The sequence below is a fragment of the Bradyrhizobium sp. CCBAU 53415 genome, assembly GCF_028128735.1.
Taxonomy (GTDB): domain Bacteria; phylum Pseudomonadota; class Alphaproteobacteria; order Rhizobiales; family Xanthobacteraceae; genus Bradyrhizobium.
In genome coordinates this window covers 431421-457325 of the sequence record NZ_LBJF01000027.1, presented here as the reverse complement: position 1 = coordinate 457325, position 25905 = coordinate 431421, and the positions used below count along the sequence as shown (strand labels likewise).

At 64.7% G+C, this 25905-nt stretch carries 24 protein-coding genes; 3 read left to right on the top strand and 21 right to left on the bottom strand.

Annotated elements, in window-relative coordinates:
• Nucleotides 1-2 precede the first annotated feature (2 nt).
• Entirely contained in the window at nucleotides 3-1223 is a 1221-nt protein-coding gene (locus XH87_RS30335) for a bifunctional alpha/beta hydrolase/OsmC family protein (protein WP_271590059.1), read from the top strand.
• A gap of 1 nt (nucleotide 1224) precedes the next feature.
• Here XH87_RS30335 and pdxR read toward each other — a convergent pair whose 3' ends face one another.
• Complete coding sequence (gene pdxR, locus XH87_RS30330) at nucleotides 1225-2655, bottom strand: MocR-like pyridoxine biosynthesis transcription factor PdxR (RefSeq protein ID WP_271590913.1); 1431 nt, start codon at nucleotides 2653-2655, stop codon at nucleotides 1225-1227.
• Between the two features lie 100 nt (nucleotides 2656-2755).
• Between pdxR and XH87_RS30325 the strand changes: the two genes are divergently transcribed.
• Nucleotides 2756-3670, top strand: coding sequence for a DMT family transporter (locus XH87_RS30325; RefSeq protein WP_035710773.1), 915 nt, complete (start codon nucleotides 2756-2758; stop codon nucleotides 3668-3670).
• Here the strand turns inward: XH87_RS30325 and XH87_RS30320 are convergent.
• The 16 genes from XH87_RS30320 to XH87_RS30245 all read right to left on the bottom strand — a co-directional run bounded on the left by XH87_RS30320 (nucleotide 3649) and on the right by XH87_RS30245 (nucleotide 18062).
• Entirely contained in the window at nucleotides 3649-4707 is a 1059-nt protein-coding gene (locus XH87_RS30320) for a YeeE/YedE family protein (RefSeq protein WP_271590058.1), read from the bottom strand. The two genes, XH87_RS30325 and XH87_RS30320, sit on opposite strands and share 22 nt — an antisense overlap.
• Before the next feature lie 2 nt (nucleotides 4708-4709).
• Nucleotides 4710-5714, bottom strand: coding sequence for a quinone oxidoreductase family protein (locus XH87_RS30315; protein ID WP_271590057.1), 1005 nt, complete (start codon nucleotides 5712-5714; stop codon nucleotides 4710-4712).
• 77 nt (nucleotides 5715-5791) lie between these two features.
• A complete protein-coding gene (gene paaK, locus XH87_RS30310) occupies nucleotides 5792-7123 on the bottom strand; it encodes a phenylacetate--CoA ligase PaaK (RefSeq protein ID WP_271590056.1) in 1332 nt (443 codons plus the stop codon).
• A gap of 33 nt (nucleotides 7124-7156) precedes the next feature.
• Nucleotides 7157-7606, bottom strand: a complete 450-nt coding sequence (paaI, locus tag XH87_RS30305; protein WP_199763294.1) for a hydroxyphenylacetyl-CoA thioesterase PaaI — start codon at nucleotides 7604-7606, stop codon at nucleotides 7157-7159.
• A 101-nt stretch (nucleotides 7607-7707) separates the two neighbouring features.
• Nucleotides 7708-8790 carry a 1,2-phenylacetyl-CoA epoxidase subunit PaaE gene (gene paaE, locus XH87_RS30300; protein WP_271590055.1) on the bottom strand — a complete coding sequence of 361 codons (1083 nt, stop codon included), beginning with the start codon at nucleotides 8788-8790 and terminating at the stop codon, nucleotides 7708-7710.
• 136 nt (nucleotides 8791-8926) lie between these two features.
• Nucleotides 8927-9430: a 1,2-phenylacetyl-CoA epoxidase subunit PaaD gene (gene paaD / locus XH87_RS30295; RefSeq protein WP_271590054.1), complete on the bottom strand. Its 504-nt coding sequence runs from the start codon at nucleotides 9428-9430 to the stop codon at nucleotides 8927-8929.
• Nucleotides 9424-10200 carry a 1,2-phenylacetyl-CoA epoxidase subunit PaaC gene (gene paaC, locus XH87_RS30290; RefSeq protein WP_271590053.1) on the bottom strand — a complete coding sequence of 259 codons (777 nt, stop codon included), beginning with the start codon at nucleotides 10198-10200 and terminating at the stop codon, nucleotides 9424-9426. The genes paaD and paaC overlap by 7 nt, the downstream gene beginning before the upstream one ends.
• Entirely contained in the window at nucleotides 10200-10487 is a 288-nt protein-coding gene (paaB, locus tag XH87_RS30285; protein WP_008136594.1) for a 1,2-phenylacetyl-CoA epoxidase subunit PaaB, read from the bottom strand. The genes paaC and paaB overlap by 1 nt, the downstream gene beginning before the upstream one ends.
• A gap of 9 nt (nucleotides 10488-10496) precedes the next feature.
• Nucleotides 10497-11489: a 1,2-phenylacetyl-CoA epoxidase subunit PaaA gene (gene paaA, locus XH87_RS30280; protein WP_271590052.1), complete on the bottom strand. Its 993-nt coding sequence runs from the start codon at nucleotides 11487-11489 to the stop codon at nucleotides 10497-10499.
• A gap of 76 nt (nucleotides 11490-11565) precedes the next feature.
• The gene (gene paaX, locus XH87_RS30275; protein ID WP_035710716.1) at nucleotides 11566-12432 is read right to left on the bottom strand and encodes a phenylacetic acid degradation operon negative regulatory protein PaaX; all 867 of its coding nucleotides are present in this window, start codon (nucleotides 12430-12432) and stop codon (nucleotides 11566-11568) included.
• A 324-nt stretch (nucleotides 12433-12756) separates the two neighbouring features.
• Nucleotides 12757-13527, bottom strand: coding sequence for an esterase/lipase family protein (locus XH87_RS30270; RefSeq protein ID WP_271590051.1), 771 nt, complete (start codon nucleotides 13525-13527; stop codon nucleotides 12757-12759).
• Nucleotides 13528-13717: 190 nt separating this feature from the next.
• Nucleotides 13718-15004, bottom strand: coding sequence for a DUF445 domain-containing protein (locus XH87_RS30265; protein WP_271590050.1), 1287 nt, complete (start codon nucleotides 15002-15004; stop codon nucleotides 13718-13720).
• Between the two features lie 226 nt (nucleotides 15005-15230).
• Nucleotides 15231-15686: a phasin gene (locus XH87_RS30260; RefSeq protein WP_271590049.1), complete on the bottom strand. Its 456-nt coding sequence runs from the start codon at nucleotides 15684-15686 to the stop codon at nucleotides 15231-15233.
• A 326-nt stretch (nucleotides 15687-16012) separates the two neighbouring features.
• Nucleotides 16013-16606, bottom strand: a complete 594-nt coding sequence (locus XH87_RS30255; RefSeq protein ID WP_271590048.1) for a GNAT family N-acetyltransferase — start codon at nucleotides 16604-16606, stop codon at nucleotides 16013-16015.
• Nucleotides 16603-17685, bottom strand: a complete 1083-nt coding sequence (locus XH87_RS30250) for a PHA/PHB synthase family protein (RefSeq protein WP_271590047.1) — start codon at nucleotides 17683-17685, stop codon at nucleotides 16603-16605. The genes XH87_RS30255 and XH87_RS30250 overlap by 4 nt, the downstream gene beginning before the upstream one ends.
• Nucleotides 17682-18062, bottom strand: a complete 381-nt coding sequence (locus XH87_RS30245; protein ID WP_158668827.1) for a hypothetical protein — start codon at nucleotides 18060-18062, stop codon at nucleotides 17682-17684. Before XH87_RS30245 ends, XH87_RS30250 begins: the two co-directional genes overlap by 4 nt.
• Before the next feature lie 161 nt (nucleotides 18063-18223).
• On the opposite strand from XH87_RS30245, the gene XH87_RS30240 reads away from it, so the two are divergent.
• On the top strand, nucleotides 18224-19138 hold the full coding sequence (locus tag XH87_RS30240) for an alpha/beta fold hydrolase (protein WP_271590046.1): 915 nt from the start codon (nucleotides 18224-18226) through the stop codon (nucleotides 19136-19138).
• On the opposite strand, the gene XH87_RS30235 is transcribed toward XH87_RS30240, so the two are convergent.
• The 4 genes from XH87_RS30235 to XH87_RS30220 all read right to left on the bottom strand — a co-directional run bounded on the left by XH87_RS30235 (nucleotide 19135) and on the right by XH87_RS30220 (nucleotide 25862).
• Nucleotides 19135-19809 (bottom strand): spermidine synthase, encoded by a 675-nt coding sequence (locus XH87_RS30235; protein WP_271590045.1) that lies wholly within the window; start codon nucleotides 19807-19809, stop codon nucleotides 19135-19137. The genes XH87_RS30240 and XH87_RS30235 overlap by 4 nt on opposite strands.
• A 128-nt stretch (nucleotides 19810-19937) precedes the next feature.
• Entirely contained in the window at nucleotides 19938-23174 is a 3237-nt protein-coding gene (locus tag XH87_RS30230; protein WP_271590043.1) for a bifunctional cytochrome P450/NADPH--P450 reductase, read from the bottom strand.
• A 131-nt stretch (nucleotides 23175-23305) separates the two neighbouring features.
• Nucleotides 23306-24301 (bottom strand): alpha/beta fold hydrolase, encoded by a 996-nt coding sequence (locus tag XH87_RS30225; protein WP_271590042.1) that lies wholly within the window; start codon nucleotides 24299-24301, stop codon nucleotides 23306-23308.
• 10 nt (nucleotides 24302-24311) lie between these two features.
• Nucleotides 24312-25862: a WS/DGAT/MGAT family O-acyltransferase gene (locus tag XH87_RS30220; RefSeq protein ID WP_271590041.1), complete on the bottom strand. Its 1551-nt coding sequence runs from the start codon at nucleotides 25860-25862 to the stop codon at nucleotides 24312-24314.
• Nucleotides 25863-25905: the final 43 nt, after the last annotated feature.

The window sequence follows — 25905 nt, the reverse complement described above, 5'->3', positions numbered from 1 at the left end:
TCATGCCGACGGAACGCTTCCAGTTCACCGGAGAGGGCGGCCATCAGCTTGCGGCTGCGCTGGAGTTGCCGGACGGCGAGCCCGTGGCCTTCGCGCTGTTCGCGCATTGCTTCACCTGCGGCAAGGATACGCTGGCAGCCAAGCGCATCTCTGTCGCACTTGCCGCCAGCGGCATTGCGGTGCTGCGCTTCGACTTCACCGGGCTCGGCTCCAGCGAAGGCGAATTCGCCAATTCGACCTTTTCCTCCAACGTCGCCGATCTCGTGCGCGCGGCCGATCATCTACGTAGCGTCCGCAAGGCGCCATCGATCCTGATCGGGCACAGCCTCGGCGGCGCGGCGATCCTGGCCGCAGCCGACCAAATCCCGGAAGCCCGGGCGGTCGCGACCATCGCGGCGCCGTCCGATCCCGCCCATGTCACCGGTCTGTTCAAGGAGCACATCGACGAGATCCGCACCCAGGGCGAGGTCGAAGTCTCGCTCGCGGGACGCCCGTTCCGGATCAAGCGCGAATTCATCGACGACATCGCCGAGCACGAACTGATGAAGGATGTCACCGGCCTGCACAAGGCGCTGCTGGTGATGCATTCGCCGGTGGACGACACGGTCGGCATCGACAACGCGACAAGGATTTTCGTTGCGGCCAGGCATCCCAAGAGTTTCGTCTCGCTCGACCACGCCGATCATCTGTTGACCAAGCCGACCGACGCGCTCTACGCGGCCGACGTGATCGCGGCCTGGGCGAGCCGTTACATCGCAGCAAAGCCCGCCAAAGCGATGGATCTGCCCGGGGAACCGCGAAAGGTCGTGGTGCAGGAGACCCGCAAGAGCAAGTTCAACCAGACCATCACCGTCGGGCCGCATCATCTCGTGGCGGACGAACCCGTTGCGGCCGGCGGCGCAGATGCCGGGCCCGGACCGTATGACTTCCTGCTCGCCGGGTTCGGCGCGTGCACCTCCATGACCATGCGTCTCTACGCCGACCGCAAGTCACTGCCGCTCGAGCGCGTGACCGTCACCCTGAAGCATTCCAAGATCCATGCAAAGGACTGCGAAGAGTGCGAGACACGCGAGGGCATGCTCGACCAGATCGAGCGCGACATCGCGATGGACGGAGCCCTCGATGCCGAGCAACGCAGGAGGCTGATGGAGATCGCCGACAAGTGCCCGGTGCACCGAACGCTGACATCGGAGATCCGCATCGTGACGAAGGCAGTGGACTAAACTAGAAGCACGATGCCATCGTCCGCACGGCCGCGCTGATCTCGCTCTCGCGCCACGCCGCAAAGCCGAGCAGCAGGCCGTGATCGCGCGGCCGGCCGAGCGCCAGGCCGGACAATGCGCGCGTCTCGACCCCCGCCGCAACCAGCCGCTTCACCGCCGCGTGATCAGTACGACGGCGCTTGAGGCGGGCGACGAGTTGAATACCGCCAGGAGGTACTTCGACCGAGAGCATCCCGCCCAGTTGCCGCTCCAGTTCCTCGACGAGATGATCGCGGCGTGCGCGATAGAGCCGACGCATCCGGCGCAGATGCGCGAGGAAGTGCCCGTCGGCAATGAATTCGGCGAGCGCTTCCTGAATGTGGCTGGCGGCGATCAGCCCGATATGCCGCTGCGCAATCTCCAGAGTGCTGGCCAGTGCCGGCGGAGCGACGAGATAGCCGAGCCGGATCTCCGACGTCATCACCTTCGAAAAGGTGCCGACATAGAACACGCGGCCATGGGCGTCGAGCCCCTGCAAGGCCGGGACCGGCCGGCTGTCGTATTGAAATTCGCCGTCGTAGTCGTCCTCCACGATCCAGGTCCTGCCGGACCTGCTCAGATTGAGAAACTCGGTGCGGCGGGCCAGCGACATCAGCCGCCCGGTCGGATGCTGATGCGAGGGCGTCATGAAGATCAGCTTTGGCGCCGCAAGGCCCGGCATCCGTTGCATGCCCTGCTCGTCCAGTCTGATACCGGTCACGCGCGCGCCGGAGGCCCGGAAGGCCGCCGCAGCACCGGGATAACCGGGATCCTCGACCCAGACCTCGTCACCGGCCGCAAGGACGGTCGCGGCAATCAAGGTCAATGCAGCCTGCGCGCTCGGCAGAATCAGGATCTGGTCTGCGGTGGCCCGCACACCCCGGCTGGTCGCCAGATAATGCGCGAGCACCTCGCGCAGGCGCGTCCGGTTGACCGGGCCGAGCTCGCGCCTCGCAGCACGCACGGCACTGCGGCGCAGACAACGCGCCCAGACCTCGTTCGGAAACTCTCTGAAATCGCCATGCCCCGGGCGCAGCGGCTTCAGTGATGCCTGATAGGACATCGGCCAGTCGGTCTGCCCGAGATTCAAGGCCCAGGGCGAAAGTCGCGGCTTTGCCGAGCGGCCGCGCGCCACGGCGGCACCCGTTCCTGCACTGCGTTCGCCTCCATCGACCGTGACCACCGGACGGCGGCCGTGCGACGCCTCGACATATCCCTCGGCGGCAAGCTGCTCGTACGCATAGGAAACCGTGTTGCGCGAGACGCCAAGATCGCCGGCAAGGCGACGGCTCGACGGCAGCGCGCGCCCCTTGCCGAGGCTGCCGGTCGCAATCAGCTCTCTGAGCCGGCTCGTCAGTCGCGCCGCCAGCCCGCCGTCGTCGGCCGGCGTCAGGTCGATCAGGGCCGAGATCATGTCTTCCGAAACTGGCACCTTTTTATTCTCCAGTCTGGCACTTTCTCAGGTGCCAGCGGCAATGCTATCCGGCGAACCGGACTGCTTCAAGGACTCCTAGATGAACTCGCTCTCACCCCGCGCCGCCGTCGGCCTGTTTCTCATCGTGGTGCTGGCCTGGGGCGTGAACTGGTCGGTGACGAAGCAACTGGTGCAACTCGTCCCGCCATTGTGGAGCTCGGCGATCCGGAGCTGGATCGCGTTGATTGGCCTCGCCGTGATCCTCGGACTGAGCAGGAATCTGGTGATCCCGGAACGAGGCGACGTGCCGGTCATCCTCAGTGTCGCGCTGCTGCACATGACGCTGTTCTCGATCCTCGTCGCCGCGGGCCTGCGCTTCCTGCCCGCCAGCAAGGGCGTCGTGCTCGGCTACACCACGCCGCTTTGGGTCGCCCTCGCCGCGCCCATGCTCGGACAGGACACCTTGACCGCGCCCAAGCTTGCCGGCGCTCTGCTCGGACTGATCGGGCTTGCCGTCATCCTGAATCCGTCCTCGATCGACTGGACCAATACAGGAGTCCTGCTCGGCGCCGGCATGGTCATCCTCGCCGCGATCTCATGGGCCGCGAACATCATCTATATCCGCGCGCATCGCTGGATCGCCTCCCCGCTCCAACTCCTGCTCTGGCAGGTGCTCGTCGCCACGGCCGTGCTTTCGACCCTGGCGATGATCATCGACGGGCTGCCGCAAGTCGAGTGGTCATGGCGGCTCGCGTCGCTCTTCCTGTATTCGGGCCTGATCGGGACGGCGCTGGCCTATTGGGCGATGTCGATGGTCAACAAGAGCATCTCTGCGCTGACGACGTCGCTCGGAACCACTGCGACGCCAGTCGTCGGCATCGCCAGTGCCGCAATCCTGCTGAGTGAGCCGATCGACACGAGCCTTGCCATCGCGGCCGGGCTGATCGTTACCGGCATCGGTCTTGCAACGCTCGGCGATCGGCTGCTGCGCGGTCAGGCCACTGCGAGGGGTTGAACCCGCAGGCTTCCGCGCAGGCCTGCCGTCGTGCCGAGAAGGATGCCGGCGAGCGCCACGAACGACCCCAGCGCGAGCGTCGATAGGCCAGTGAGCCCCTGCCCGATCGAGCAGCCGAACGCCATCACGCCGCCGACCCCCATCAACGCAGCACCAGCGCCCGAGCGCAGCATGTGGCGTGGTGAGGAATAGCCCTCAAGCTTGAAGCGGCCCGTAGCGAGCGCCGTCGCGAGGCTACCGGCGAAGACGCCGACGACCGTCGCGACGCCGAAGTTGAGTGTCAGTCCGGTCGAGAGCATGGCATATTGCAGGGCATCCGCGATCGGCGCGATGAAGGTGAGCGAGGTCACCGGGACGGGGTTGAAGTCGTCGGCGCCGAGATAGCCGGTGACGTACCAACCGCCGGCGACGAGCAGGCCGACAATCACACCCGCCGCGATCTGGCCCGGTGACCGGCGGAACGCCGGCTGCGCGAAAGCGAACAGGATCAGCGCGACGACGGTCGCGGCGGCGGCAAGCGCGCGCGAAAGCGATTCGGCAAGACCGAACACCACCAGCAGGGACGGCAGCGAATTTACGCTGACGGTCGTTTGCGAGGCCTGGACCAGCGCGATACGCGCCGGCGCGATCAGGCCTTTCAGCGTCATCTGCGCGGCGATGGCCAGCACGATCACGACGACGAAGGAGCGGAGATTGCCGCGGCCGAGCAGCACCAGCGCCCGCGAGCCGCAGCCGTTCGACAGCACCATGCCATAGCCGAACAGCAGGCCGCCGAGGAACAGCACCGGTACCGAGAATGTCTGTTGCAGGTAGATCGACTTGCCGAGATCGACCATGCCGCTGCCCGCCAGGAACTGACTCGTAGCGATCGCGATCGCGATTGCCAACGCGTAAGTCCGCACCAGTCGCCCATCGCCCTCCGCCAGCCAGCCGCGCATGCTGCTCATCAGGCAGAAGCCGCTAAGCAGGCCGACGGCGCCGTAGATGAGGCCGATGGCGAGGCCGGCGAGGATGACGAGTTGCGCGGAGGATTCCATCGTTACGGCTTCAGGATCACACGGTCGCGCGACGAGCCCGCGACCGCAGCGTATGCCTCCTTCGCGCGTTCCAGAGGATAGATCGCGTTCGTCTTGATCGGGAACGGCTTCAGATGGCCGCTCGCGAAACCCGGGCCGAGGTCCCGCAGCACCGCGCCCGTCGCAGACGACGACAGGCCCAGCGTGTCGATGCCGACATAAGTGTGCTGGCCGCGATAGAATTCGAGGATGTTGAACTGCACGATGCGGTCGATCGCGGCGATCAGGACCTGACGTCCGCGCAAGGCGAGCGACTTGTGAGCGGCCTGGAAATAGGGGTCGCCGACCGTGTTGAAGACGATGTCGGCGCCCGTGCCGCCGGTCAATTCGCGCACGCGTTCGGCAACGTCGGTTGCGGAGGCGTCGATCACCTCGATGGGCGCGTTGGCGTGGCCTTCATAGGCTTCCGCCTTGCGCACCACGCCGACGACGCGCGCGCCCTGCCAGGTCGCTATCTGCACCGCAGCCTGACCGACCTTGCCGTTGACGCCCATCATCAGCACGGTCTCGCCGCCCTTTGGCACGCCGGCACGGCGAAAGCCTTCCATCGCGGTGACGAAGGGCACGCCGATGCCGGCGGCCTCCTCCCAGGATACGGTCTTGGGCTTCTCCACGACAGCATCAGCCTCGACGACGAGATGGCTCGCATGGGTACCGTCGCGGCGGATGCCGAGATCGCCGGACGAGCCGAACACCTCGCGGCCGACCGTTCCAGCCGGTCCGTCGATCACCACGCCGGAGTAATCGCGGCCGGGGGTCCGGGGGAACACGGCATAGGGCATCAGCCCGGTCGCGGCCTTGACGTCGGACGGATTGACGGCGGCGGCCTTCACCTCGATCAGCAGATCGTTCGGCCCGCGCGTGAGCGTCCGGCGCTCGACGACCGGCGCGAGCGCTGCGGCATTTTCAGCTTTGGCATTGAGGCGCACACAACGCGCCTCGACGGTCTTGGTACCGGCTGGTGACATCGAAAAACCCGCGATTTCTCGCGGGCCTTGTCGCCTCTTGGACCGGTCAAGTCAATCCGTCAAGTCAGTCCGTCAAGTCAGTCCTTGGGCCGCTTGTCGTAGAGCCGCTTGGCCTTGCCGAGCGAACGTTCCAGCGTGGCGGGCGCAACCACCTGCACCCTGGAGCTGATCCCGATCGTGTTCTTGATGTGGGTCGAAACACGGTCGGCGTGATCGATCAGACCCCGGCCGTCCCAGCTTTCGGGCCGCGCCTCCGCGATGATGGTCAGTTCGTCCATGCGGCCTTCGCGGGTCAGTTCCAGGATGAAGTGCCCGCCGCACCAGTCGGTCGCAAGCAACACTTCCTCAATCTGGGTCGGAAACAGGTTGACGCCGCGCAGGATGATCATGTCGTCCGAGCGGCCGGTCACCTTCTCCATCCGCCGCATGCCGGGGCGCGCCGTGCCCGGCAGCAACCGCGTCAGATCGCGGGTGCGATAGCGGATCACCGGAAAGGCTTCCTTCGTCAGCGAGGTGAACACCAGTTCGCCCTTCTCTCCGTCCGGCAGCACCGCGCCGGTCTCGGGGTCGATCACCTCGGGGTAGAAATGGTCCTCCCAGATGTGCAGCCCGTCCTTGGTCTCGATGCATTCCTGGGCGACGCCGGGGCCGATCACCTCGGAGAGACCGTAGATGTCGGTCGCATCCATGTCGAAGGCCTCCTCGATCTCGCCGCGCATCGCATTGGTCCAGGGCTCGGCCCCGAAGATGCCGACCTTGAGCGAGCACTGGCGCGGATCGAGCTTCTGCCGCTTGAATTCGTCGAGGATCGCGAGCATGTAGCTCGGCGTCACCGTGATGATGTCGGGGCGGAAGTCGTTGATGAGCTGCACCTGCCGTTCGGTCATGCCGCCGGAGATCGGCACCACCGTGCAGCCGAGCTTCTCGGCGCCGTAGTGCACCCCTAACCCGCCAGTAAAGAGCCCGTAGCCATAGGCATTGTGGATGATCATCCCGGTGCGCCCTCCGGCGGCACGGATCGATCGCGCCATGACCTCCGACCACGTATCGATATCGCGCTGGGTGTAGCCCACGACGATCGGCTTGCCCGTCGTGCCGGACGAGGCATGCACGCGCACCAGCTTCTCGCGCGGCACGGCGAACATGTCGAAGGGATAATTGTCGCGCAGGTCCGTCTTCGCGGTGAATGGGAATTTCGCGAGATCGGACAGCTCGCGAAAGTCGGACGGATGCACGCCGGCCTTGTCGAACGCGTTGCGAGAATGCGCGACGTTGTCGTAGGCGTGCTTCAGCGACCAGGCCAGCCGCTGCTTCTGCAACGCCATGATCTCGTCGCGCGAGGCGCGCTCATGCGCGTCCATCTCGGCGCTATAGGTGCTGGCACCTTCCCTGAGCTTCGTCAGAGCCATCCTCGTCTCCCCACATTGGTTTGTTCTTTTGTCTTATTGATCTTGCCCCGGCAGCCACGTGCCGGGAATGACGCGCGAATGCCCGCGGAATTCCGCGATGAGAGCGTCGCCCGCCGTGACACGCACGTCGTAGATGCCGGAGCGGCCACCGCGAGCGATCTCCCGCGCCTTCGCAGTGAGGCGGTCGCCAAGCTTGCCCGGCTTGATGAAGGTGATCTGCCCCTGCGCCGCCACCACGCGCTCATTGTGCGAGTTGCAGGCGAACGCGAAGGCGGAATCGGCGAGCGTGAAGATGAACCCGCCATGGGCGATGCGCTGGCCGTTGACCATGTCCGGCCGCACCGTCATTGCGAGCGTCGCGAAGCCCGGGCCGACCTCGACGATCTCCATGCCGAGTCCCTTGGAGGCGTCGTCCTCCGCCCACATCGCGTCAGCGCAGGCGCGGGCAACATCTTCAGGTGACAGGACGGCTTTGACGTTCACGCGCTTCTCCCGGCCAGATGCTTGCACACGATGTTCTGCTGGTTGGCTCAAGCTGTCAAATAATGCGACGCATTTGCATTCATGGGGCCCGATCTGCCCGATCAGACATGGTCATAATCGACCACGACACGCTCGGACGCCGGCTTTGCCTGGCAGGTCAGGACGAAGCCGGCCTTCAGCTCCCACGGTTCCAGCGAATAGTTGATGTCCATCGGCGCCTCACCCTCGACCAGCTTGGCGCGGCAAGTCGAGCACATCCCGCCCTTGCAGGCGAACGGCAGGTCGACCCCGGCGCGCAATGCGGCATCGAGGATCGCCTCATCCTCGGCGACCGGCACGTCGCGACGCTTGCCGTCGATGATCAGCGACGCGATCGCCTTTGGCGGCGCGTCAGGCGCAACGGCCGTCTTCGGCCGCGGCTTGCCGCCGAATTCGGAGACGAAACGCTCGACGTGAATGCGCTCGTCTGCAATGCCGAGATCGCGGCAGGTCGCCTCGATCTCCTCGCTCATGCCAAGGGGACCGCAGACGTAGACGTGATCGACGCTGCCTGCCGGCACCAGCGAACGCAGCAGCACCCTCACCTTGTCACCGTCGAGCCGGCCATGCAGGATCGGGATGTCCTGGTCCTCGCCGGAGATGACATGGAAGATCGAGAGGCGATCGATGAAACGATCCTTCAGCTCCTCGAGCGCTTCGAGGAACATGATCTTGTTGGTGGTGCGGTTGCCGTAGAACAGGAAGAAGCGGCTGTTCGGCTCGCGCGCGAGCACGCCCTTCACAATCGACAGGATCGGCGTGATACCGGAGCCAGCGGCAAAGCCGACATGAATACGGCCGCCATCGGCGGGCGGGACGACGCCGAAGCGGCCCGTCGGCGTCATCACGTCGAGCTCGTCGCCGCATTTCAGTTCTTCGGCCGCCCAGTTCGAGAACGCACCGCCGTCGACCTTCTTCACGGCAATGCGGATCTCGCCGTCGTCGGGGCCGGAGCAGATCGAATAGGAGCGGCGCACTTCCTCGCCATCCAGCATGGTGCGGAGCGTGAGATACTGGCCGGGTGCGAAGGCATAATCGCCGGCGAGCTCGCCGGGGATGGCGAAGGTCATCGAGACGGCGTCGGACGCCTCGCGGCGGAGGTCGTTGACGGCCAGGCGATGGAAGCGCGGTGCAGCTGCAGACATTACGGGTAACCTCGTTCCGTCTTTCCGTCGTCATTGCGAGGAGCCCTTGCGACGAAGCAATCCAGACTGTCTCCGCGGAGGTAGTCTGGATTGCTTCGCTTCGCTCGCAATGACGATGAGGTTGGCATTTGTGCGCTCAATGACACTTGAAGTAATCAAAAGGTTCGCGGCAGGACCTGCAGCGCCACAGCGCCTTGCAGGAGGTCGAGCCGAATTCGGACAGCAGCTCGGTGTTTACGGAGCCGCATTGCGGGCACGCAACGGCCTGTTCGCCGAACAAAGCGCGACGCGAGCTTGACGCCTGCGGCGGCGCGATGCCGTACGCGCGCAGCTTTTGGCGCCCTTCCTCGCTCATCCAGTCGGTGGTCCAGGCAGGCGACAGCACGGTGCTGACTTTTGAATGGCGAAAACCGGCGCGCTCCAGCGCCAGCTCGATTTCCAGCGCGATTATGTTCATCGCCGGGCAACCGGAATAAGTCGGTGTGATCGCGACCTCGACATGGTCGCCGTCGAGAACGACATCGCGGAGCACGCCGAGATCGGCAATGGTAAGCACCGGAATCTCCGGGTCGACCACGCTCGCCGCGGCGTCCCAGGCGCGCCGGCGCAGCTCGCTATCGCTCTCCAGCACGCTCACCATGTCAACCCCGGGAAGGTGCGCTGCATCGATTGCAACTCGGACAGGAGATGCCCGAGATGCTCGCTGTGCCGGCCCGCGCGGCCGCCCTGCTGCATCCAGTCGTTCTGCGGCAGCACCAGCGTGGCCTCGCTGACGACATCGGAAATCGTCTGCAACCATCGGCCGCGCAAGCTCGCCGGATCAATGGCGATACCGGCATGGATCAGGCCGCGCTCGCCGTCGTCGACCGAAAACATCTCGCCGGTGAAGGCCCAGAGATGATTGATCGCGTCCTGTGCCCGTCGATGGCTCTCCTCCGTGCCGTCGCCGAGCCGGATGAGCCATTCCGAGGCGTGGCGCAGATGATAGGCGCTCTCCTTCTCCGACTTGGCGGCAATGGCGGCCAGCGTCGCATCGCGCGAGGTCATCATCGCACGCCAATAGAGGTCGGCGAACGCGGAATAGAAGAACTGCCGCACCAAAGTCTGGGCAAAGTCGCCGTTGGGCTGCTCGAGCAGCAGCAGATTTCGGTACTGCCGGACGTCGCGCAGGTAGGCGAGCTTGTCCTCGTCGTTGCCCTTGCCTTCGACCTTCGCTGCGTAGCTGTAGAGCTCCCGCGCCTGGCCGATCAGGTCGAGCGCGATGTTGGAGAGCGCCATGTCCTCTTCCAGCATCGGCGCGTGCCCGCACCATTCCGACAGCCGATGGCCGAGGATCAGCGCATCGTCGGCGCGGCGCATCGCGTAGAGCACCAGCGGCGTCTCGGAGACCTGGATGTTGGCGACCGCCATCACATGTGCCCCACTTCCTCGGGCACCTCATAGAACGTCGGATGCCGGTAGATCTTCGATTCCGCCGGCTCGAACATCATGCCCTTCTCGGCGGGATCGCTCGCGGTGATCGCGGTCGACGGCACCACCCAGATCGACAGGCCTTCGCCGCGGCGGGTGTAGATGTCACGGGCGGCCTGCAGGGCCATGGTGGCATCGCTCGCATGCAGCGACCCTACGTGCTTGTGCGCGAGCCCGTTGCGGCTGCGAATGAAGACTTCCCACAGCGGCGTGTTCGGCGTGGCCATATCGATCTCCTATTCCGCAGCTTGTGCGGTCTGACGCTGCGCGCGCCTCGCCGCATAGGCGGCTGCCGCCTCGCGCACCCAGGCGCCCTCTTCATGCGCCTTGCGGCGCGCGGCCATGCGGTCGCGGTTGCAGGGGCCGTTGCCGGCGAGCACCTGCTTGAATTCGGCCCAGTCGATCTCGCTGTAGCGCCAGTGCCCGTCCGCATCCTGAATCATGCCGGGATCGGGAATGGTGAGGCCGAGATATTGCGCCTGCGGTACGGTGGCATCGACGAACTTCTGGCGCAGCTCGTCGTTGGAGAAGCGCTTGATCTTCCATTTCGTCGAGGCGTCACTGTGCTGGCTGGTCGCATCAGGCGGGCCGAACATCATCAGCACCGGCCACCACCATCTGTTCAACGCTTCCTGCGCCATCGCCTTCTGCTCGTCCGAGCCGCGGCACAGCGTCAGCATGATCTCGTAACCCTGGCGCTGGTGGAAGGACTCCTCCTTGCAGACCCGGATCATCGCACGTGCATAGGGGCCATAAGAGCAGCGGCACAGCGGGATCTGGTTCATGATCGCGGCACCGTCGACCAGCCAGCCGATCGTGCCGATATCGGCCCAGGTCAGCGTCGGATAGTTGAAGATCGAGGAATACTTGGCTTTGCCCGCAAGCATCGCGTCGACCAGTTCCTCGCGCGAGGAGCCGAGCGTCTCGGCGGCGGCGTAGAGATAAAGGCCGTGGCCGCACTCGTCCTGCACCTTGGCGAGCAGCGCGGCCTTGCGCCGCAACGTCGGCGCGCGCGTGATCCAGTTGCCTTCGGGCAGCATGCCGACGATTTCGGAATGGGCGTGCTGGGAGATCTGGCGGGTGAGCGTCTTGCGGTAGGCCGCCGGCATCCAGTCGTTCGGCTCGATGCGCTCCTCGGCATCGATGCGGGCCTGGAACTGCGCAGCCTTGGTCGCATCCTCGAGACCGCGGTCGTCGGTCTCGGCCGTGTTCAGCGCCTGGGTGTACATGCGCATCCTCCCATTCTATTGGGAGTTAATATATAACAAAAATTACATAATGCAAGATATTTCTGTAACATAATGATCAGGTGCCAAACCTTCGTTCCAGCAGCTTTCGCGCCGGCGGCAACGGCCCCTTTTCGTTGGTGCCATGATCATCGAGCCATTGCTCGGAGGGAGCGAGCAGTGCGCGATAGATTTCGCCACAGAGCTCCCGCGCCGCCCTGCCCGGCCAATCTGCCGGCAACAGGGTTTCGGGCAGCAATGGATCGCGCAGCACGACACGGCGGTAGTAGTGGATCAACAGGATGCGCGCGGTGAAGGCTTCGGCCTCGGACAAATCCGCGCCGCGCGCGATCGCGGCGCGGAGCGGCTCGAATGTCTTCATGAATTTCAGATAGGCGTCCGCGGTGCGATCCAGCGGCCAGCTCGCACTGAGCAAGCGACGCCCGCTGTCATCCTCGGCCGAGACCTCGAGACGGATGGCGCCCGCGGCCTCGTCGGGAACTGGCACGCCTGACGGCGCGACCCAGACGCCAGGCAGCGGACTGCCGAAGCCGGCATTGCGGAGCGCTTCGCGCGAGACATCACGATCCTCGCCATTGCCGATCAGCAGCAGCTCGAACCGCCCGGTCCAGTCAGACGGCGGCGGATCGTAGATGTGGCGCGTCGCGGCTTCAAAGGTCTGGCGTCCCTTGTCGGCCAGCCGATAGAAACTGTTGCGGCCGACCTTCTCCCGTGTGAGCCAGCCATCTGCCGCAAGCCGCGACATCGCGGTGCGCACCACGCCGCTGTCGATGTCCAGGCTTTCGAAGAATTCCAGCAGCGTGCCGAGCCACACCACACCGCCGCGCGGCACGATGGCATCGCCGAACACGGTAATGACGATGGAGCCGGTGCGCGACGGCTCGCGCTTGAGCTGGTCGATGATGCGGGAGAGCGGATGCGCCATGCGGCATGGCATAGCGCGTTTGGTGCGGGCGCGACAATGGATGGAAGCGACAATGCGAGAGCCGGTCTCGATCCTTCGAGACGGCGCTTCGCGCCTCCTCAGGATGAGGTCTAGAGCCTTTCCCGTTCCGATGGAATCGGAACGGGGCTCTAGACTCTTGTTTTGACGCGTTTTCTTGACGCGAACCGGTGTCCACTTCGCTCGAAAACGCTCTAGTCGCTTTCGCGCGGCGTCATTTACTCATAACCCTCATGGTGAGGAGCGCGGCAAGGCCGCGCGTCTCCGGACGATGCTTCGCATCGCCGGGAGAACCATGCAGGCCGCCTACCGATGCGGATCGGGATAGGCGAGACTGCGCCAGCCGCTGCGGTCGAAAGGTCGCCACTGACCTTCCTTCTGGGCGAGCCGGTCGGCCACGGCATAGACGACCGCAGGATGATGCCCCATGCCGCAATGGCTGCTCTCGACCTCGATGCTCTCGGTCTGCGCGCCCGCCTTCTCGATGCAGCCCTGCCAGGCGCAGACGCCGTCGGTGCGGCTGAAGATGGCCGTGGTCGGCACCGGCGGCGGCGCCGCGAGTTCGCCGCCGAACTGCGGATCGACCTCATCGGCGCGGCGGCCGCTCGCCCATTCGTAGACGCGCCAGGCGTTGGTCGAGCGCGGATCGCCCGCGAAGGGGCTGCCGAGCGTAATCACCTGGCGCACGCGCTCGGGCATCATCTTGGCGAGCTGACGCGCATAGAGGCCACCGAGGCTCCAGCCGACCAGGCTGATCTTGCGATCGTGCGTGTCGCTAAGCTCCTGCACGAGGTCGACCATCGCATGCTGCACGCCCTCACGCAGGCCGTAATTGCGGCCCTGGCGCCAGCCACTCGCCGCATAACCCTTGCTGGTCAGGAACGTGCGCAGCGCGCGCGTGGACGCATCGGAGGCGACGAGGCCCGGCAGCACCAGCACCGGATGCCCGTCGCCGCGCGGCGCGAGGCTCAAGAGCGGCAGCGCGCCGAGAAATGCACCGAACTCGTGGATCGCACGCCCTTCCAGCAACATCAGGGTACGGGACGGCGGACGCAGCGTCTGGGCAGGAGCGGTCATCAATGTTTCCCCTGGGAAGAAGGCACCGGCCGCGATGCCGGCAATGGGCATGAATTCCAATACGCCGGCTTCTTGATCGTTCCGCAGCGCAACATGAATCAGCTAGGCGGCCGGTTCCCGACATTCAAGCGGGAGAGACGCAAGGCGACAATAGGCCCACGCGCTAATGCTAGCGGCCGTGACGCAAAAGTCACAGCAATCGAAGCAGGAATTCTACGGAGTAAAGCACCAGGCCGGCGAGGCCGCCGATCAGCGAGCCGTTGAAGCGGATGTATTGCAGGTCGCGGCCTATGTTGATTTCGATCAGCGAAATCAGCTGCGTCATATTCCACGCCTTGACCTGATCGGAGATGAAGGTGGAGACACCGCTCTTCTGGTCGGCGACGAAGCTGCGCAGCACCGTCACCAGGCCCTTGTTGATCTCGCCGCGCAGCTCGGCATCGCCGGCGAGCGCTTCGCCGGCGGCGACGAACATGCCGGCGAGGTGATGCTGCAGCACCTGCGTCTCGCCGCTCGCACTGCGCTCGATGAAGGAGCGCGTGTTGGCCCAGACGGTGCGGGCGAGATCGGCAAGCTCGGGCCGCGCGAGCAGATCACGCTTCAGCCCGGCGATACGATCGATATAGGCCTGGTCGGTGCCGAGCCGGTCGACAAAGCTCAGCACCATGCGGTCGAACTCGCCACGGAACGGATGCTTGGGATCGCTGCGCACCTCGTTGAAGAAAGCGGTGGCCGAGGCCACGATCTTGTTCACCAGGAATTTGTCGGCGCGATAGAGCCTGAGCAGGGTCGGCAATTCCGCGCGCACCTTCTCGCGGATCATCGCCATCGTCTCCTTCTGGTTCAGCGTCTCGTGCAGCACGCGCAGGAAATCGTCGAACAGGATCTGGTGGCGCCCCTCCGCCACGAAGCCGCGCAGAGTGCCGGCAGCAAGCGGTGCAAGGTCGATCGCCTGGAGCTGCGATGACAGGCGGCGGATGATGAAGGTCATCAGGCCGGAGCTTTCCGTCGCAGAGACCGCCTCCGGCAGCAGGCGCAGCGCGAAGCGCGCGAGATCATTGCTCCGTTTGCGGTCGCGTAGCCAGTCGGCGACGAAGGAGCCGAAATCGATCTCCTTCAGCTTGGCCTCCACCGGGCCGGCCTCGAGGAAATGCACCTGGATGAACTCGCCGAGCTTGTCGGCGATGCGGGCCTGGTTGCTCTGGATGATCGCGGTGTGCGGGATCGGCAGGCCGAGCGGCCGTTTGAACAGGGCGACCACGGCATACCAGTCGGCGAGGCCACCGATGGTCGCAGCTTCCGCGAAGGCTGCGACGAAGCCGAACATTGGATGCACCGGCAGAAGCCATTTCGCGACGACGAACAGCGCCAGCGTCGACGCCAGCACCAGTGTCGCCAGCGCCTTGACGCGGCGGAGTTCGGCCGCGCGTTCGGCATCGCCGGGGGAATCGAAGGAGAAGGTGGCGGGTGCGTTCATAGCGGATACTTAGCGCGTCAGTCTCCGCATGTCCCGGACGTGGTGCAGCGTGCAACGATGCACCGCAGAGCCGGGCCCCAGCGGGCCAACAGGATGGACCCCGGATCAGCAGTGCACCACGCCGCAAGAGCGGCGCGCTGCACCGCATCCGGGGAACGCAAGAGGCCATAAACAAAAGGCCCGCCGAAGCGGGCCTCAAATTCAGTTTCTCGTCTCAGGCGCCGGATCAGGCGGTCTTGTTGTAGACCTTGGCGAAATTGTCCTGAGCGGACTTCGCACCGTTGGCCGCGAGCTTGCCGAGATAGTCGGCGGTCGCCTTGGCACGCGAGACGAACACTTCGCCGCGGGAACGGAGCAGGCTCGACTGGATCTCGACGGCTTCGCTGATCGACTTTGCGGACGCGAGCTTGTCGATGCCCGAGAAGAACGCCTCGGCATCCTCGTAGATGGCCTGCTGGATGTTGCGGCTGACCTTGCCGGCCTCGGCTACGGATTCGGTCACCGCGTTCTCGACGGCGGCGGTCACCCGCTCGGAGCCGGCGAAAGCCTCGGCGGCGCGGTCCTTGGCAGTGTTGGCAGTCTTCTTGACGAATTCGCGGGCTGCCGCGGGAACTTCCAGATTCTGGATGTTCTTGAAAGCGTCCTTGAAGCCCTCGAAAGCGGCGTTGGTTTCAGTCGTCATGGGTTCTCTCCATCCTCATTTGATCTGAGCTATGGGCTCACCCCGTCCGCATTGGCCCGGGGCAAGGCTTATATGACATGGCAAATTGTGCGTTGCAATATTCTTATTGCACCGCAATATCACAAAATCGTGATCCTCCTAAGCGAGAGGCATCATGATGCCTCCTTAGCCAATTGGGCCCCGATGAAGGCGTCCGGGCTTCGGTCCCTCAGTGCTCGACGGCGCCTCCAAAGCGCTGCGATTAGGATGAATTGTCATCGCGCTTTAGGTTGTTGTTTAAGCATGATCTTTTCGGAAAATCGCTGCGCACTTTTCCGGATCATGCTTTAGTGCTGGACAGCACTCGGCAGCCCATAGGCCTCCATCTGCGCCTCGACTTGTGCGACGTTGTGGCCGAGCACGACGATGTCGTGGGTTTCGCCGTCGACATCCCGGACATGGTCGCGCAGCAAGGCCTCGGCCTTGAATCCGAGGCTTTCGAACAGGGCGATCGCCGCCTGCTGATCGACGGTCATCTGGACCGAGAGCTTCTCCAGGCCGGCGCCGAGCGCGAGTGCAAAGGTCTCCTGCGAGAGCGCCTTGCCCACTCCCTTGCCGCGAACGTCGGCCGACACCACCATGCGGATCTCACCGACATGGGGCGACCAGGAGTGTGGATCGCGTACCAGCGTGCCACAACCGACGACCTTTCCATCTTTCACCGCGAGCAGGCTCGTGATCGCCCCGCGCTCGATCTCCTTGACCCAGGCCGACAGCACCTTCGGCTCGCTGATATTGCGCGGCAGGAACAGCAGATCGTGGGTCGGCAGGCCCTTGCCGAAGGCCAGCACGGCGGCCTCATCCGCAGGCGACATCAAGCGGATCTCGATATCCCCGGCGTCGGTCCTGACGTGACGCGGATAGGAACGCTGCTCACTCATGTCGATCTCTTTCCCAGCCAGGAATCCAGTTTCGGCCACAGCCGCTTAACGGCGTTCGCGCCGGCGACCAGCGAGACGTGACCGCCCTTCAGGATCACCTCTTCCTTGTCCGCCGACCCGATCTTGGCGATCAGATGTTTGGCGGCCTCATACGGCACGATGTGGTCGTGCTCGGCGACCGCATGCAGGATCGGCACCTTGATGTTTTCGAGCTTCGCCGCGCGGCCGCCCACCGACATGGTGTCGTTGAACAGCTTGTTGTCCCACATCAGGTCCTTGGTGATGGCGCGGAAATATTCGCCGGCGAGCGGCAGCGTGTCGGTCGCCCAGCGGTCGAACATGCGGTACGACTTGACGAACTCGTCGTTCCAGATGTTCTCCCAGAGCTGGATCTGGCTCACCGTGCGCGAGGCCGGGCGCAGCAGTTCGAACGAGGACAGGATCATCTCCGGCGGCACGTTTCCGACGCTGTCGACGATACGGTCGACGTCGAAATAGCGGCGGTCGGAGAAATTCGAGAACAGCTTCATCTCGCGGAAATCGATCGGCGTGGTGAAGCAGATCAGATTCTTCATCGGCCCGTCCTTGTGGATCGAGCCGTAGAGCAGCGACAGCACGCCGCCGAAGCAGTAGCCGATGACGGAGACGTCCTGCTCGCCGGAATCGGCTTGCACGCGGCGGATGCAGTCCGGGATGAAGTCGAGGACATAGTCCTCCATGCGCAGGTTCTTCTCCTCAGGCCGCGGCGCGCTCCAGTCCAGCATGTAGACGTCGTAGCCGCGCCGCAGGAGGAACTCGATGAAGCTCTGGCCGGGAACGAGGTCGAGGATGTAACCGCGGTTGGTGGTGGCCATCACGATCAGCACCGGCACGCGGTAGATCTCGTCCGACATCGGCCGATAGTGGTAGAGGCTCATCGTGCCGCGCGAATGCAACACGTCCTTCGGCGTCGAGCCGAGCGACGGGCCCGCGGTCGAGAAATATTCGACGCCCTTGATGCTGCGCATGATAGCGCGCTGCACTTCGGACTGGATGCGCTCCGGGATCGCAGCGAGATCAAGTCCCGTCGGCGCGTTCATTTTTGGTCTCCGCCTTCGGACGGCGGACGTTTCGTACGCGGCGGTCGCGGAGCGGCGCCGACCTGCTGCGCGCCTGAGTTGGCCGACATCTGGCTCAGCATCGACTTGATCTCGCCGAGTTGGCCTTCGATCGACTGAAGCCTCTCCGCGATACCGGTCATCTGCTCGCGGCTCGGCAGGTTCATGGAGAGCAGGTATTTCTCCATGAGATCGCCGATTTGCTTCTGCGCACCTGCAGCAACGCCGCCGGCGCGGTTCATGGCTTGCGAGAATTCGGGCGTCTCCATCGCCTTGGTCGCGAAGGAGTTGAAACCCTTCTCCATCTCGCCAACCATCTTCTGCCACAAGGCGACCGGATCGGTGATCTTGTCGGTCATCAGCGTCCTCCCAATATGGAGGGCTTCGCACCCTTCTTTTCCCGCCATACCACACCGTTGCGAGGTGCCGGTCAACCGGCAACAGCGGGCGCGGCGTCGCGCACGCGGCTTCTTCGCGGAACGAAACCGTGCGATACAGCATCGATCAGCAGGAGGGACCCGTGACCGCCCATCAGCCGCCCCAGACCGTCCGCGCCAATGGCATCGACATCTGCTACGAGATTTTCGGCAACGACAATGCCGAGCCGCTGCTGCTGATCATGGGGCTCGGGGCCCAGATGATCCATTGGGACGATGGGTTCTGCGAGCAGCTCGCCGCGCGCGGCTTCCGCGTGATTCGCTTCGACAATCGCGACATCGGCAAGTCGAGCCATCTCACGGGCGGCAAGCGCCTGACGCCGCTCGAGCTGCTGAAGCTGCGGTTCCTCAGGATTCCGGTGACCGCAACCTACAAGCTGATCGACATGGCCAAGGACACGATCGGACTGATGGATGCACTCGGCATCAAGTCGGCGCATCTGGTCGGGGCGTCCATGGGCGGCATGATCGCGCAGGAGGTGGCGCTGTCGTTTCCGCATCGCGTGCGTTCGCTCACCTCGATCATGTCGACCACGGGCAATCCTCGCATCCCGCCGCCGACACGCGAGGCCGCCGCGATGCTGATGGCGCCGCCTCCGCGCAGCAAGGAGGAATTCATCATCCGCTTCGGCCAGACCTGGAGGGTCTTGCGCGCCGGGTCCTTCCCCGAAGAGGAGGCGCAGGATCCCGGACGCGCCGAGCGCGTGTTCGCGCGCGGACTCAATCCGGCCGGCGTCGGCCGCCAGCTCCGCGCCGTGCTTGCCTCCGGCAGCCGCAAGGCGCGGCTGCACGCCGTCAAGATTCCAACCCTCGTGATTCACGGCACAGTCGATCCATTGGTCCATCCCGAAGGCGGCAAGGACACGGCGGCGTCAATCCCGAACGCCAAGCTGTTGATGATCGAAGGCATGGGCCACGCCCTGCCTATGCGCTTCTGGCCAGAGATCATCGACGCGGTCGACAAGCATGCGCATGGCGCAGCGGCGCAGGCGGCCTAGCTCTTCCGCGCGATCCAGATCACGTGGCGCGCGCCGCCGCCTCTGCCGGTGGCGCGGACGTTGATTTCATTGACGTCGAAACCGGCGCTGCGAAGGCGCTTGGCGAACGCCGGATTGGGTCCCGACGACCAGACTGCGAGCACACCGCCCGGCCGCAGCGCCGTCTTGGCCGCCGCCAATCCGCTCGCACTGTAGAGGGCGTCATTGCCCTTCCGGGTCAGCCCTTCGGGTCCGTTGTCGACATCGAGGAGAATGGCGTCGAAGGCTGATCGCTGCGCTCGGATGATCTCGCCGACGTCCCTCTCCAGGATGCTCACCCTGACATCATCGAGACTGTCGCCGAAGACCTCTGCCATCGGGCCCCGTGCCCAGGTGACCACCGCCGGCACCAGCTCGGAGACCACGATCTTCGCCTTGGCTCCAAGCACGGCCAGCGCTGCACGCAGCGTAAAACCCATGCCGAGGCCGCCGATCAGGACGACGGGCTTTGCGACCTTCTCGATCTGCTTCGCTGCAAGCGTTGCGAGCGCGGCTTCCGAGCCCGACAGGCGGTTGTTCATCAGCTCGTTGCTGCCGAGCTTGATGGAGAACTCCTTGCCCCGCCGCATCAGGCGGAGTTCTTCGTCGGAGCCGGGGATCTTTGCGGTATCGAGCTTTTCCCAGGGAATCATGGGAGGTGTCTAGCATGATTTGCTTCGCATGCTCGCAGCCCGGGTGAGCGAAGCGACACCCAGGACCGCTCGTGCCGTGAAATCCCGGATATCGCTTCGCTCATCCGGGCTACAAGGGTGAACTTCGCCTACCCGCCCGCCCACACGTCCAGCACATACCGGTTCTTCGTTCCCATGTCCTCGATCCAGCGCGCACCGGCGGCGGCATCGCTGCCGCTCTTCTCGCGATGAATCGCGACGAGCGCGGCCTTCACGTCGGGCTCCATCCTGCCACCATCGCCGCAGACATAGATGATGGCGCCCTGCTCGATCAGCGGCCACACCTCATCCTTCTGCGCGGCAAGCACATGCTGCACATAGGTCTTCGGTCCGTTCGCGCGCGAGAATGCCGTGAAGAGCTCGGTGATGCCGGCTGCCGCCAGCGCCTTCAGCTCGTCGGCATAGAGAAAATCCTGGTTGGGATGGCGGCAGCCGAAGAACAGCATGGCCGGCCCGAGGACAGCACCCTTCGCCTTGCGCGCGGCGCGCTCCTGGAGGAAGCCGCGGAACGGCGCAAGCCCTGTGCCCGGGCCAATCATGATGATCGGCACCGACGGATCGTCGGGAAGCCGGAAGCCGGCCCTGGTCTCGCGCACGGTCGCGTAGATCGTATCGCCCACGCGCCGATTGGCGAGAAAGTTCGAGCAGATGCCCTTGTAGACACCGCGCCCCGACGCGGCCGGCCCCTCGACCACGCCGACCGTGATGCTGCAACGCGCCGGGTCGACCGACGGCGAGGAGGAGATGGAGTAGTAGCGCGGCGCCAGCAGCGAAAGCATTTCGAGATAGACGTGGAACGGCAATTCGCAGGCCGGATATTCGAGCAGCAGGTCGAACACCGATTTGCGCCTGGCCAAGATCTCGCCGCGGTAACGCTCGAGCGGTTCGGCCTCCTCGCCGACGAGGGCCAACAGCTTCGGCTTGGTGACGGGGCAGCGGGTGTGCTCCGCCATGACCTGGATCTGCTTGCGCGTCGCGACCTGCTGCAACTCGACGAACTCGCTGAGCAGGCGGCCGACCGACACCGCCTCGCCGACCGGCAATTGCGCGCGGCGGCCTTCCGCGACCTGCAACCTGATCTGGTCGGCGGGAAGGAAGCCGAAGCGGCGGGCCACCGAATCCACCAGCGTCGGGTCGTTGCGCGGGACGACGCTCAAGTGATCGCCGACGCGGTAGGTGATGTTGGCGGGCAGTTGCACCTCGATGTGACGCGTCGAACGCTCCGACGGATTGGGGCCGCTCTTGTTCTGAAGCTCGTCATTGACCAGCACCTTCATCGCCACCGCGCCGCCCTGGGCGACGATGGTGTTGACGGCGGTCACCGCCACCGGCTCGATCGCATAGAGCGGATCGTCCTCCGGCGTGCGGGTGAAATTCCAGTCGATGCCGAATTCCCTGGTCGCGACCTGGGCCGCTGCGGGGAACCATTTCTGGAACTGGCCGTCGAGATCGCTGCGCGCATCGCCCTCGCCGCGCGGATAGACGGCGCGCGCGCCATGCGCCGACAATTGCTCGTCGATGAAGCGCGGCACCGATTGATAGGTCGCAGCCCAATCGCTGTTGCCGCAGCCGAACACGGCGTAGCGGACATTGGCAAACGCGTCCTTCGGCAGGTCGCTTCCGAGCCATTTGACGAACTGCGTTGCGTTGTCCGGCGGCGCGCCGTTATAGGAGGCGCAGATGACGAGCACGCCGCCCTCCTGCGGCAGCTTGCCGACATAGTCGTCGAGCGGGCCGAGGTGCACGGCAAAGCCGTTGATCTCCGCAAGGTCCGCCATGCGCGTCGCGAGCTCCTCGGCGGTGCCGAGATTGGAGCCGTACAGCACCAGCATCGGCGTGTTGTGGCCGGGCCGCGCCGTCGGCTGGCGCGAGACCTTCGGCGCCGGGGCCGCCGCCGCGACCGGCCCGCCATAAGTCCCGCGCTCGCGATCGGCGCGTGGACGAACCCTGATCTTGAAGCCTTCCGGCTTGATCGTCAGCGTCTCCTTCAGGTGCATCTGGTAGCGCTGGTGATCGATCAGCCTGAAGCGCTGCAGGATCATGCCGAGCGCAAGCGCGGCCTCATGCATGGCGAAGCCGCGGCCGATGCAGGCGCGCTGGCCGTTGCCGAACGGCTTCCAGGCATTGAGCGGCCGCCCGGCCTCCGCCTCACGGCTGAAATTCTCGGGGTCGAAGGCATCGGGGTTCGGTCCCCAGACAGAGGGATCGCGATGCAGCGCGGTCACCAGGATGGTGGTGAACGTGCCCTTCCTGAGCTTGTACTTGCCGCCGCCGATGGTCTCGTCCTTGAGCGGCGAGATGCCATAGGCCGGCGCCGGCGGCCACAGCCGCAGCGCCTCTTTCAGGATTTGCGTGATGTAGATGAGTTGCGTCACCTGCTGGTAGGTCGGCTTCGCATTGACATCGGGGCCGAAGACGCGATCGACCTCCTCGTACGCCTTCTTGAGAATGTCGGGGTGCTTGAGCAGCGCATAGAGCGTGTAGGACAACAGGCCGCTGGTGGTCTCGTGGCCCGCGATCAGAAAGGTGTTGATCTGATAGCGGATGTTGACGTCGTCGAGCTGCTCGCCGGTCGCGCGGTCGATGCCGGTCATCATCGCGGCGAGCATGTCCTTCTTGTCGTCGATTCCTTCCGCGCTCTTGCGGCGCTCGGCGATGATCTCGTCGACCATCTTGTTCATGAAGGCGACGTCTTCCGCGAGCGTCCTGCGGCGCTTCTGCATCCAGAACTGCTCGAACGGCAGGCCGCGCGTCATCATGATGGTTTCGAGCGAGCGAACCAGCGATTCGACGAAGGGATGGTAGTCGCGCCGGTAGAACGAGTTGAAGCGGTAGTCGAAGCCGCAGAGGCCGATCGTGTCCAGCGTCAGCGCCGTCATGTCGTGGACGACGTCGATCTCGTCGTCGGCGTTGAGCCGCTCCCATTTGTGGACGAGCTGCTCGGCGATATCGACCATGCTCGGGTGATAGGACTGCATGGCGCGGTTGCCGAAGGGCTGGAGCAGGATGTTGTGCGCCTTGCTCCAGTTCGGCTCCCTGGTGTCGGCGGTGAACAGGCCGTCGCCGCCGACCGCGCGCACGCGCCGCAGCGCACCGCGTACGGTCTTGTCGAAGCGCTTCTCGTCAGAGAGCTCGTCGACGAGATCGTGGCCTGAAACGACCACGATCGGCGAGCCCATCATGTCGAGCCAGAAGATCGGACCCAGCTCCTTCGCGAGCCGTGTCAGGTGTTGCACGGGGGCAGACGAATCCAGCGACAGCATGTTGCCGACCACGGGCTTGGTCGGCGGATGCGGGATCGGGTCCAGACGGTTCTTGGATGACATCGAAATGTAGTCCCCCTGCCTCAATGTCGTCATTGCGAGCGAAGCGAAGCAATCCAGAATATGTCCGCGGAGGTAGTCTGGATTGCTTCGTCGCTTCGCTCCTCGCAATGACGAGTTCGCAATGACGAGCGCTAACCAAACCGCTTTCTACGCCATTCGATCAGCTTGGCGCTGACCTCTTCCGGCTTCTCCTGCTGCGTCCAATGGCCGCTGTCCTTCACGAGGTACTTCTCAAGGTCGCTCACGAGCTTCTCCATGCCGTCGGCTGCCGAGGGCGGCAGCACGGCATCGTTCTCGGCCATGATCATCAGCGACGGCACGTGGATATGGTGGTCCAATCCCTTCGCGCGCTCCCAATTGCGGGTGAAGTTGCGATACCAGTTGATGCCGCCGGTGAAGCCGGTATTCGTGAAGGTGTCGACGAACACCTTCTTCTCGTCGGCCGACAGGATCGGCGTGCGCGGATCGACCTTGGCGTCATAGGCTGCGATCATCTGCGGGAACGCCAGATTGGTCTTTGACGAGGCGCCGACGCCCGCGATCGGCGGCTTCTCCGGCTTCGCCGCCGGTCTGGCCAGTGGCTTGCGCATAAAGGCGTCGAACGTCTGCTCGACACGGCTGCCAAAAATCCTGTCCGGCTCGCGCGCCGGATCCTGGAACTGGACGATGTACATCTGGTCGCCGAAGCGCTGGCGGAACAACGCAATCGGATCGATCGGCGCGCGATCCCAATGCGGCGTGTTGACGCCGACCACGCCTGCCACGCGTGAAGGGTGCCGTAGCGGCATCTGCCAGACGACGAAGCCGCCCCAGTCGTGGCCAACGAAAATCGCCTTCTCGATCCCGAGGTGGTCGAGCAGACCGACGAGATCGCCGGTCAAATGCTCCATGTCATAGGCCTCGACCGGCTCGGGCCGGTCGGATGCGCCATAGCCGCGCTGGTCCGGCGCGATCACCCGGATGCCGGCCTCGCTCAGTGCCTTGATCTGATGGCGCCATGAAAAGGCGAGCTCGGGCCAGCCGTGGCAAAGCACGATCGGCGGCTTGTCGTCGACCGGGCCCGCCTCGTAATAGCCCATGCGGATTCCGTTCGTCTGCGCGAACTTGAGCGGCGGCATTTCAATCATTGCGGCATTCCTACTCGGCGGCGCCCTTGATGTCGGCCGCCGGCGGCGCATAGGCCGCCTCCAGTGCGTCGAACTCCTCCGGCAGCATATCGCACATCACCTGCACATGCGGAATGATGTTGGCGCCCACGATGAAGCCGAAATCGAGCTGGTCGCGATAGCTCTGCACCGTGATGTTGAGCGCCTGCCCATGGGTCGAGATCGATACCGGAAAGATATGCAATAACTCGGCGCCGGCGGCGTAGAGCGTCTGTCGCGGCCCCGGCACGTTGGAGACCGTGATGTTGGCGGCCGGCGGCAGCACGTCCGACAGGTTGGAGCGGCTGTAGAGCAGCGCCAGGATCTGCACCATGATCGGCGCGCCCAGCATCGAGATGTTGGAGACCTGCGGCATCAGCGCGCGCAAGGGATGCGACATCTCCTTGGACTTGGTCGACTGCGCGATGATCGCCTCCAGCCGCGCCTTGGGATCGTCGATATTGGTCGCGATCGAGCAGATCATGCCGAACACCTGGTTGTTGGCCTCGGTGTTGCCCTCCTCGCGCAGCGAGATCGGCACGGCCGCTGTCAGGGATTTCGCCGGCAGCGTGCCATATTGCAGGAGATAGCGGCGAACCACGCCGGAGGCGAGCGCCAGCACGACGTCGTTGAGCTTGCCGCCGGCCTGCTTGGCCAGCGTCTTCGCCCGCGACAGCGAAATCGACACGCCGGCAAAGCTGCGCTCGGACGAGATCGTCTTGTTGAGCATGGTCGGCGGCGACACCATGCTGGCGAGGCTCTCGCGCGATTTGGGATCGGCGACCTTGCCGAGCACGTCGGAGACGCTCTTGAGCACGGTCGGAATGTTGCCGGCGAAACGAACGGCGCTCTCGATCTGGTACATCGCGTTGTCGAACAGGATCGAACCGATATCGCTCTTGCCGGTGCGCGGCAGTTGCAGGTTCTTCGCCGCCTGCGAAGCGTCGAGCGGCTGAGAGAAGAGCTGCTGATAGGAATCGAGCAGGTTGGCGGCGATGTCGCGCGGCTCCTGTCCGGGCTTGCTTCCAGCGGTCGGCGGATCGACCTTACGCGGGATCGGCGAGATGTCGTAGATCATGTTGGTGAGGGCTGCACCCGCGCCGCCGTCGATTGCGGCATGATGCATCTTGGAATAAAGCCCGACCTCGTTGTCCTTCATGCCCTCGAACACGTAGAACTCCCAGAGCGGACGCGCGCGGTTCAGGAGCTTGGCGTGCATCCAGCCGACGATGCGCTCGAGCGTGGCGCGGTCGCGCGGCTGCGGCAGGCTGGCGCGAAAGATGTGACGGTCGATGTCGAACTGATCGTCCTCGACCCAGGAGGGATGGTCGATGTCGAGCGGTGCCTTCTCCAGCCGCGCCTTCAGGATCGGCGCGATGTGCAGGCGCGAGACGATCATCGCCTTGAAGTCTTCGAAGAAGTCGCCCTCGTAGTCTTCGGGCAGTCGAAAGATCGCCATGCTGCCGACATGCATCGGCATCTCAGGCGTTTCCAGATAGAGAAACGACGCGTCCAGCGACGACAGCTTCTTCCCGTCAGCCATGGTTCCCTCCCGCAGGATTCTTGACGGGCGCCTTGGTGGTGCT